General features: G+C 51.9%; 3 protein-coding genes. All 3 read left to right on the top strand.

Going from position 1 to position 3,266, the window contains the following annotated elements; translation table 11 throughout:
• Positions 1-1,166: hypothetical protein (locus WCG50_RS18575; RefSeq protein ID WP_336901084.1), on the top strand; the 1,166-nt coding region annotated here is incomplete at its 5' end.
• A 35-nt stretch (positions 1,167-1,201) separates the two neighbouring features.
• The gene (locus WCG50_RS18570; protein WP_336901083.1) at positions 1,202-2,056 is read left to right on the top strand and encodes an ATP-dependent Clp protease proteolytic subunit; all 855 of its coding nucleotides are present in this window, start codon (positions 1,202-1,204) and stop codon (positions 2,054-2,056) included.
• Positions 2,057-2,603: 547 nt separating this feature from the next.
• Positions 2,604-2,795, top strand: a complete 192-nt coding sequence (locus tag WCG50_RS18565) for a hypothetical protein (protein ID WP_336901082.1) — start codon at positions 2,604-2,606, stop codon at positions 2,793-2,795.
• The last annotated feature ends 471 nt before the right edge of the window (positions 2,796-3,266 follow it).

Here is a 3,266-nt window from a genome sequence, read left to right as displayed (position 1 = left end):
CGATGCTGGTGATCGATCCGAAGGGAGAATTGCTCTCAGTTTGCTCTGACGCATTGCATCAGGACGGTCAGCCTGAGCGCCTGTTTCGCCTGGGGGCAGGTAAAAAATTGGCCTTGTTCACGCCGGATTGCGTTTTGGGACTCGAAGACCGCTACCGATCGCTGTTGGGGATGGTGCAACTCAAGACCCAAGGCGAATCATCAGTTTGGCAAGAAAAAGGCAACCGGCTCAATATTGAGATGGCGGAACTGGACCGCCGGTTTCAGCTGCAAACAGGTTATTTGCTGTGGGGTGTCGTGCGATCTTTACTGGAAGGGGAAGACCACACCCGAGCCTCACAGTGGAGCAACATCCACGCGGTGCTCAAGCATGCCGTGATTTCACGCGCCAATGTTGAATGGCTGGCAGCGACATCGACCGTGCTGATTGAATTGTGTCCGGGCCTGCATGGCTTGAAATCCTTGTTCACTCCGTTTTTGAGTGATTCAGAATTGCTCAATCAGCTCTTTTACCGGGTAAGTAATTCAGCGCAAGTTTGTCTTGATCTGAGTGCGCCCGAAGTGGTCGGCACCCTCAATACAGATTTATATGCCAACGAGCACAGTGACGATGTCAGCATTGAATCGTTGTTAACCCAGGGAAAAGTGCTCTTGTACCAGCCGACTTCAACTCATTTTGGTGACATCACCGGACGGTTGGTGAAATCGCGCTTTTTTTCTGGTGTTTTGTCACGTGGCGACATGACACTACCTATCGGGTACATCGCTGATGAGTTCCAGCGCTTCATCACAGCTGACCGTGACACGGGTGAGCAGTCATTTCTGGATCGCTGCCGCGCGTACCGCGTCAATTGCGTCCTCGCGTCACAGTCTCTAACCTCCATCGAACACGCACTGACGCAAAACGGCGAGAGTTCGCCCCGCTTGGCCGTGGACATCATCGTCGCCAACACGGCGACAAAGATTGTCTATCGCTCAATTGATACAAGTACCCATCGATCCCTCAAGGAATGGATTCCCCCGGCACTCGCAGGACGTCCGCACGTGGTTGATATTCGCCCGCCAGCGCAACTGGCTGTCGGGAATGCCTATTACCTGTGTGACGCCGCGTGGGGTATGTACCGCTACGAAAAACGAGCGCTGCCGGCATTTAAAGACAACGGATAAAAAAGTCGCAAACATTCAAATACAAAGGGGAATTAATGGAAACGATCGAAGTGGCGATGAATGAAAAAAAAATGGCTATCACATTGACGGGGCCGATCAACACTGCGTCAGTTAAACGGTTGGTACAGGAAATGGACTATGGTTTTGACTACTATCAGTTCTCCGGCATCACCGTGCAACTGGATTCCCCGGGCGGCGAATACAAGGCGATGCTGACGCTACTGGACGGCATGAAGCGTCGGCAACAGGCGAATCAACTAATCCACATGCAAGCGACCCATGTGTGTGCCAGCGCAGCCGCACTGGTGCACGCGCACGGCACCTGGGGTACACGTACGGTTGAGCCCGACACGCACTTGTTATTTCACTGGGCCAGGGCCTTGTTTCAGGTTGGCCAGGTGGTCACAAGCGATATGGCGGTCAGTTTGGCCAAGGGATTGTCTTCGGTGGATCAAAAGATTCTGGAGCGCTTGGTGGCATCCATGTGCGCAGGTGCTGGGGGTGAACAAGCGTTGGTCGACACCATGTCGGCCAGACTGGATAGCCTGTTGTTGCACTGGGATGAAACGGCTAGGGCGCTTTCTGATGGTGTTGATGGCCGGTCGGCCAAGCAATGTGATTGGGTCAATGGACTACAGAAAAATATCAAGCGTTTGCAGTCCGAGGGCGATGTACGAAAGCAAGTGGCGGGTGTTGTGTTGAGCCTCAAGTCACGCTTTGAGAAAGACTTGGCAATGGATTTGCGCGAAGCTTATGCGCTGTGTCTGATTGATGTGGTCAAAGGAATTTTGCCTGTGCAAAAAGCGACACAGGCTCATCGGAGCAAGGATGTGATCGTGGAGGCAACCTCTGTCAGTGACAACTCCAAGCAGGCTCAACATTCGCTGTGATATTGCAGATATTTTGAAATTCGGATCATGTGGAGAATAAAGTCATTGGGATTTTTAAGGGGAGGGCAGTCTTCACCGGTGCCGGGTACTCACGGGTGAAGGCTTGCAGGATACAAAAAAATCTGGAACAGACTTCCGTAAAGCTGTCACTCAAGTGGCAACAGTCAAGCCATATTGCTGACGCTGGCAATCAGAAAGTTTTGGTCGGGTCTGCAGCGATAGCCGACCATCACGAAAGGCGGGTAACGGGAAGTCCTATTCAGTGGCTAGCCAACTCATACGTTTACGTCACTTTGACTTGCGAATGAGTTGTCGAACACGAACCGCACAAAATGTGCGGTTCGTGTGCACGGTTCCATAGTGTCAACAATACAACCTTTTGGCGCGCACCATTTCAACTTTGAGTTTTGGATTGATTCGGTCTGTAAATGAACCTTACGGATGTACTTTTGACGCTGGACCAGCGTGAGTGCCAACAATGCCTGAGCTGAAGACAATGTCCACATTACCCTCACCTTTAATGTAAAGCGCGGTCGTATGACGGTCAATGTGGTTGGCGCGCGGCAGCGTCATAGCCGGCGAAGACTTATTTACCTCGGTGCTGCGCATGTGGCTTGGTGAAAAACCGGTCGATGGCAATCAGAAAAAAAGCCTGATCGGCAGCCGAGCAAGTGCCTTGTTGCACGGCGCCCTAGGCCGGCGCCAATCTTTTTCAGCTATCAAGCACGTTTGTGTGTGATGATGCACGTTGCTGCAAAGGTGCAACTTGCACCGACGGCAGCGTGATGTCTCAAGAGAGAGTCCCGCAAAATCAGAGGTCAGCAATGACTAAATCTCCCTGCGACCGCGCTCCCGTCGCTTGCACTGTGATGACCTGTCAATGGATCCTCCGCCAGTCAGTCCAGTTTTCAAGCTTTGTTTCCACCCTTCGGAACTCATCTTCTTGCCAGGCGTTACAGGCAGTTTTCTTATGAAACTGACCTTCAAAACCGCAGCCAGCCTGCTGCTCGCCACCCTGCTGGTGGTGCTGGTAAACCAAGAATGTGCTCGACTCTGAAAAGTTTCAGAACCCAACGAAAGCTACCTGGCAGGAATGTCGGGCGACCCAACGACGCCACAATCAAAACAAGGGTGGAATTAGATGAGTAATGATAAGAAACTGAGAAAGTTGTGAACTACCCATGAGTGACACATCTCCTCGAAAAATAGC

The organism is Rhodoferax sp., assembly GCF_037143375.1.
GTDB lineage: Bacteria > Pseudomonadota > Gammaproteobacteria > Burkholderiales > Burkholderiaceae_C > Rhodoferax.
The sequence above is the reverse complement of the archived record's forward strand: the minus strand, read 5'-3'. Positions and strand labels throughout refer to the sequence as shown.

Bases quoted from the DNA above. Each gene is read 5' to 3' on its own strand.
- WCG50_RS18570 (WP_336901083.1), top strand. From the start codon at position 1,202: ATGGAAACGATCGAAGTGGCGATGAATGAAAAAAAAATGGCTATCACA.
- WCG50_RS18565 (WP_336901082.1), top strand. From the start codon at position 2,604: ATGTGGTTGGCGCGCGGCAGCGTCATAGCCGGCGAAGACTTATTTACC.